Origin of the sequence: Phenylobacterium sp. CCH9-H3 (assembly GCF_001557235.1) — a bacterium.
Lineage (GTDB): Bacteria > Pseudomonadota > Alphaproteobacteria > Caulobacterales > Caulobacteraceae > Phenylobacterium.
The window spans coordinates 1-5,561 of the sequence record NZ_LSJI01000205.1 but is presented as its reverse complement, the minus strand read 5'-3'; the positions used below and the strand labels follow the sequence as shown (position 1 = coordinate 5,561).

The window sequence follows — 5,561 nt, the reverse complement described above, 5'->3', positions numbered from 1 at the left end:
CGGCCGAAGCGGCCAAGGAGATCAAGGCCCTGATCTCGGCCTCCTCGCAGCAGGTGGGCGCGGGGGTCAACCTGGTCCGCGAAACGGGCGCGGCGCTGGAAGGCATCGTGGCGCGGGTCGCCGAGATCAACGCGGTGGTGAACGAGATCGCCGCCTCGGCCCAGGAACAGGCGACGGGGCTTCAGCAGGTGAACGCGGCGGTGAACGACATGGACCGCGTCACCCAGCAGAACGCCGCCATGGTCGAGGAATCCACGGCCGCCAGCCAGGCCCTGGCCCGCGAAGCCGAGGCCTTGCAGGACATGGTCGCGCGCTTCCGGGTGGAGGCCGCCGAGGCCCGCCGACGAGCCGCCTGAGCCGGCTCAGGCGCCGAGGTCGCGCAGGTCCGCCCACCGCTCGCGGGGTATCCGCATGAAGTGGTGGACCGCATCGGCGTCGTACTCGCGGAAACCTTCCCGTTCGTAGACGTGGCGGGCGCGCGGGTTGTTCACGGAAACCTCCAGCCTCAGGGCGATGGCGGGGGTGGTCTGGAACACCCAGTCCGTCACCTCGCGCACCAGCCGCGACCCGACGCCCCGTTCGACTTCGCTGACGGCGATGCGCCGGAGCAGGACCGTGGGCTGGTCGAACGTCTGCAGGATGACGAACCCCGCCAGGCCGTCGCCGTCGCGGATGCCGACGTAACGCACGGTGGGCGACGCCATCTGCGCCGCGTGCTCATCCGCCTCGAAGCGCCCGACCACGGCGTCGTAGCCGGGCGTGCGTTCGATGCGCATCACCTCGGGGATGTCGGCGGGCGTGAGCGGCGAGAGGTCCGTCATCCGGCCTGCTTCGTATCGGCCGGGCCGCAAGGCAAGCCCAGCGGCCGAGCTTCAGTCGGCGGCGCTGCCGATGCGGCGCCAGGTCTGGCCCTTGCAGAACACGCCGGCCACCAGGCAGCCGCGCGCGCGCAGGGTGTTGGCGTCGACCAGTTCGGCGCGGCCCGCGAAGGTGGCGCGCAGGTCGGGGACAAAGACCTTGCCCTTCCACACGCCGGGCTTCTCGGGGCCGAAGTCGCGCAGCAGTTGAAGACCGACGAGGTTCTCGGTGCCGCCCTTGCGGGCGTCCTCCTTGGCGTCCTCGCTGGCCCAGACCACGTAGCCGCACAGCTTCTGGCCGCAGGGCTTGATGTTCACGTGGACGGAATTCTTGGGGTTGCGCCAGACGCCCTCGACGCCGGCCGCCGGCTGGGCGGCGGCGTTCGAAGCGAGGGCCAGGCCGGTGGCGATCGCCAGGCCGGCGAGGGCGGAAAGGTTCTTCATAGTCATCCTTGGGGAGCGTCCCTGCTCGCGCCCATGTAGGCGAGATGTGGGGCGAAGCTAGGGCGAGCGCCGCTATGTCGCGCTTTTCGCATGATATCGGGCGAAGGCCTGGGTGAGGGCGGCGTACTCGTCGAACTCGGGGAACCGGGGATAGCTGTGCTGCGCGGGCGTCGTCACCCACGGAAGCTTCTCGGAGGTGTAGGTCTCCAGGAAAGGCTCCGAGCCCGGGGCGCCGTCCAGCATCGTGGCCCTCACGTTGACCATCCAACCGACCGCCTGGGGCTTGGTGAAGAGCCAGCTCATGCAGCGGGGGCAGAAGTAGTGGTGGACGTCGTCGCCATGCAGTCCGCCGATCACCGGCTCGCCCGCGGTCACCTCGAAACCGGCGGTCGGCACGGCGACGCTGAGGGAGAAGGCGCTGGCCGTCATCCGCTGGCAGCCGGTGCAGTGGCAGGCCATCGTCAGCAGCGGCGGGGCGCTGACCTTCAGCTTCACCTGGCCGCAACGGCACGCGCCGCGCCAGGGCAGGTTCCAGTCGCTCATCGTCCGCGCCTCCGCTTCTTCAGGCCGCGTTCCGCGGACCCCGCTTCTTCAGGACCGACGAGAAGCTCATGACCGTCTCGCCCGCCACCTTCATGAGGCCCCGGACGAACACCATGCTGCGGGTGTTCTTCACGATGTCGCCCCGGCACTCGATCACCTGGCCCTCGTAGGCCGCGCCCACAAGTTCGCAGTTGAACGTCGCGGTGACCGCATGCTGTTCGCTCAGCGCCTCCCGGGCGATCACGAACAGCGAAAAGTCGGCGAAGGTCATGAAGCAGCCGCCGTGCAGGAAGGCGCCGCCGTTCAGATGCTTCTTCTCCACCTTGAAGGCGCAGACCGGGCCCTGCTCGTCGATCCGGAAATAGAACGGCCCCGCCAGATCCTCGAACGGATCGCCGCCGGGGTACCAGGACCACCCGGCCCATTCGCCGTCGGTCACCTGCGTCAGCTTCGAGCCGTAGCTGCCTTCGTCTTCATCGCCGCCGTCCATGCGTCTGGAATCCTCACCCAACCCTTCAAGGCTGGGCGTCTAAGCATGGGGCCGCGGAATGGGGAAGCTTCCGTAACGCCGGCGCCCAGCCCTAAGGGTTTGCCGACCGGACATTCGAACACTAGTTTGCCGCCCCGCTTCTGACCCGATCGAGGACGCACCATGCAAGGCCGGACCGTCTATCTCTGCGCAGGCGCCCGAACCCCGATCGGCCGCTACGGCGGGGCCCTGGCCAAGGTGCGCGCCGACGATCTGGCGGCGCATCCGCTCAAGGTGCTGATGGGCCGCTTTCCCCAGATCGACTGGGCGGAGGTCGACGAGGTGGTCTACGGCTGCGTCAACCAGGCCGGCGAGGACAACCGCAACGTCGCGCGGATGGCGCTGCTGCTGGCGGGCCTGCCGGAGAGCGTGCCGGGCATGACGGTCAACCGCCTCTGCGCTTCCGGCCTGGATGCGACCATCACGGCCGCCCGCTCGATCGCCACTGGCGAAAACGACCTTGTGATCGCCGGCGGGGTCGAGAGCATGACCCGCTCGCCCTTCGTGATGGGCAAGGCCGACAGCGCCTTCTCGCGCAGCGCCGAGATCTTCGACACCACCATCGGCTGGCGGTTCGTGAACCCCCAGATGCAGAAGCAGTACGGGACCCACGCCATGCCGGAGACGGCCGAGAACGTGGCCACCGACTACCAGATCGCCCGCGACGACCAGGACGCCTTCGCCTTCCGCAGCCAGCAGCGGGTGGGCAAGGCCCGCGACCGCGGCTTCTTCGACGGCGAGATCGCGCCCGTGACCATCAAGGACCGCAAGGGCGAGGTGGTGGTCGCTCAAGACGAGCATCCGCGGCCCGACACCACCCTGGCCGCGCTGCAGGCGCTGAAGCCCATCGTCCGCGAGGACGGCACCGTCACCGCCGGCAACGCCTCGGGCGTCAACGACGGCGCGGCGGCCCTGATCCTGGCCTCGGAAGAGATGGTCCGGAAATACGGTCTGGAGCCCATCGCCCGCATCGAGGGCGGAGCATCGGGCGGGGTGGCGCCGCGGGTGATGGGCGTCGGCCCCGTGCCGGCGGTGGACAAGCTGACCGCCCGCCTCGGGATCACCCCGCGCGACTTCGACGTAGTCGAGCTGAACGAGGCCTTCGCCGCCCAGGCCCTGGCCTGCACCCGCGCCTGGGGCCTGGCGGACGACGCCGAGCATGTGAACCCGCACGGCGGCGCCATCGCCATCGGCCATCCCCTGGGCGCCTCGGGCGCGCGGCTGGCGCTCACGGCCGCGCGCGCTCTGCAGGAGCGGGGCGCGGCGCGGGCCCTGGCCACCATGTGCGTCGGCGTCGGGCAGGGATCGGCCCTGGCGCTCGCCAAGGCCTGAGCCCGGTGCTCGCCTCGGTCCTCCTGGCGCTGGCGCTGGCGGCGCAGCCGGCGCCGCCCGACGACGGCCCCGTGCAGACCGCGCCGAAGGAGCGGCCGGTGAGCGCCGACCCCTTGCCTGGCCTGGACGAGCAGCAGGTCGAGATTCCACCCGCGGCGAAGCGGGCTGACGAGACGACCACCGCGCCCGCCGCCGTAGCCGCGGCGAAGGCGATCACGGTCGAGCCGAAGACCCAGGTGCAGGACGGGACGGTGCAGGTGGTGCTGGGACAGCGGGCCGTGTTCCGCCTGGACGAGGAAGGCCTGCCGGTGCTGGAGCGGGTGGAGGACGGGCAGCTGGCGGACGCCCATCCGGAAGGCGCCGTCGCCGAGACCTTCGAAGCGCCGGCCGAGGGCCAGATCGCGGCGGCGCTGGACGGCTCGGCCCAGAAGCGCGCCACGGTGCTCAAGGTCTGGAACCAGACCGACCAGGCCATCGACTACAACGCCATCGCCCTGATCCTGCGTCAGGGCAAGGTGACGCCCGAGCCGGCGCCGATCTGCGCCGTGGCGCCGGGCGCCGTGCGCACCGAGACCTGGCCACGGCCGGTGGTGGCGGTGGGCCTGCAACGCTTCAAACAGACAGCGGCCGCCAGGGCCTGCAAGTAAGGGGAACTGCCACCATGGCGCTCGACGCCGAGACCCGCGACCAGCTCATCGACACCGTCCGCCGCTTCGTCAGCGAACGCCTGCGTCCGCTCGAGGCCAAGGTGGCGGAGGACGACGCCATGCCCGAGGACGTGGTCGAGGAAATGAAGGCGCTGGGCCTCTTCGGCCTGTCGATCCCGGAAGCCTACGGCGGTCTCGAGCTCTCCATGGAGGAGGAGTGCCTGGTGGTCATCGAGCTGGGCCGCACCAGCCCGGCGTTCCGGTCGACCTTCGGCACCAATGTGGGCATCGGCTCCCAGGCCCTGGTGATGTTCGGCACCGAGGCGCAGAAGCAGAAATACCTGCCCGGCATCGCGTCGGGCGACATCATCACCTCGTTCGCCCTGACCGAGCCCGAGGCCGGTTCCGACAGCGCCGCCGTGCAGACCCGCGCCATCCGCGACGGGGACCACTACGTCATGAACGGCGCCAAGCGCTACATCACCAACGCCAACAAGGCGGACCTCTTCACGGTCATGGCCCGCAGCGATCCCTCGAAGCCGGGCGCCGGCGGCGTCTCAGCCTTCCTGGTGCCCCGCGACCTGCCCGGCCTCAGCGTCGGCAAGCCCGAGAAGAAGATGGGCCAGCAGGGCGCCCACGTCTGCGACGTCATCTTCGACAACGTCCGGGTGCCGGCCGAGAACCGCATCGGCGCCGAGGGCGAGGGGTTCAAGGTGGCCATGCAGGTGCTCGACAAGGGCCGGCTGCACATCTCCGCCCTCTGCGTCGGCGTCGCCGAGCGCCTGATCGCCGACAGCGTGGCCTATGCCGCCGAGCGCAAGCAGTTCGGCCAGTCGCTGAGCGGCTTCCAGCTGGTCCAGGGCATGATCGCGGACTGTAAGACAGAAGCCCTGGCGGCAAGGGCGCTCACCATGGAGACCGCCCGCAAGCGCGACGCCGGGCAGAACGTCACCATGGAAGGCGCCGCGGCGAAGTACTTCGCCTCCGAGATGGTGGGCCGCGTGGCCGACAAGGCCGTGCAGATCTTCGGCGGCGCCGGCTACATCGCCGAGTACGGCATCGAGCGCTTCTACCGCGACGTCCGGATCTTCCGGATCTACGAGGGCACCAGCCAGATCCAGCAGGTGATCATCGCGCGCGAGACGATGAAGCGGGGCGGCTAGGCGCGAAAATCGTGGACCGGCGGGCCGGTTGGTGAGACTTAGCCGC

General features: G+C 70.1%; 8 protein-coding genes. 4 read left to right on the top strand and 4 right to left on the bottom strand.

From position 1 onward, the window contains the following. The coding region (locus AX721_RS18040; RefSeq protein ID WP_231754738.1) for a methyl-accepting chemotaxis protein at positions 1–356 on the top strand (356 nt) is incomplete at its 5' end. Between the two features lie 6 nt (positions 357–362). Here AX721_RS18040 and AX721_RS18035 read toward each other — a convergent pair. The 4 genes from AX721_RS18035 to AX721_RS18020 all read right to left on the bottom strand — a co-directional run bounded on the left by AX721_RS18035 (position 363) and on the right by AX721_RS18020 (position 2,334). Then, on the bottom strand, positions 363–821 hold the full coding sequence (locus AX721_RS18035; protein ID WP_068877367.1) for a GNAT family N-acetyltransferase: 459 nt from the start codon (positions 819–821) through the stop codon (positions 363–365). A 51-nt stretch (positions 822–872) separates the two neighbouring features. Beyond that, entirely contained in the window at positions 873–1,301 is a 429-nt protein-coding gene (locus tag AX721_RS18030; protein WP_068877366.1) for a DUF2147 domain-containing protein, read from the bottom strand. A gap of 72 nt (positions 1,302–1,373) precedes the next feature. Then, complete coding sequence (locus AX721_RS18025) at positions 1,374–1,844, bottom strand: GFA family protein (RefSeq protein ID WP_068877365.1); 471 nt, start codon at positions 1,842–1,844, stop codon at positions 1,374–1,376. A 19-nt stretch (positions 1,845–1,863) separates the two neighbouring features. Next, positions 1,864–2,334, bottom strand: a complete 471-nt coding sequence (locus tag AX721_RS18020; RefSeq protein WP_068877364.1) for a PaaI family thioesterase — start codon at positions 2,332–2,334, stop codon at positions 1,864–1,866. A gap of 162 nt (positions 2,335–2,496) precedes the next feature. Between AX721_RS18020 and pcaF the strand changes: the two genes are divergently transcribed. Genes pcaF through AX721_RS18005 form a run of 3 tightly spaced genes read left to right on the top strand, consistent with a single transcriptional unit; the run spans position 2,497 to position 5,515 of the window. Beyond that, positions 2,497–3,705 (top strand): 3-oxoadipyl-CoA thiolase, encoded by a 1,209-nt coding sequence (gene pcaF, locus AX721_RS18015; RefSeq protein ID WP_068877363.1) that lies wholly within the window; start codon positions 2,497–2,499, stop codon positions 3,703–3,705. 5 nt (positions 3,706–3,710) lie between these two features. Next, positions 3,711–4,352: a hypothetical protein gene (locus tag AX721_RS18010; RefSeq protein ID WP_068877362.1), complete on the top strand. Its 642-nt coding sequence runs from the start codon at positions 3,711–3,713 to the stop codon at positions 4,350–4,352. Positions 4,353–4,366: 14 nt separating this feature from the next. Continuing rightward, positions 4,367–5,515, top strand: coding sequence for an acyl-CoA dehydrogenase family protein (locus tag AX721_RS18005; protein ID WP_068877361.1), 1,149 nt, complete (start codon positions 4,367–4,369; stop codon positions 5,513–5,515). Positions 5,516–5,561 lie beyond the last annotated feature (46 nt).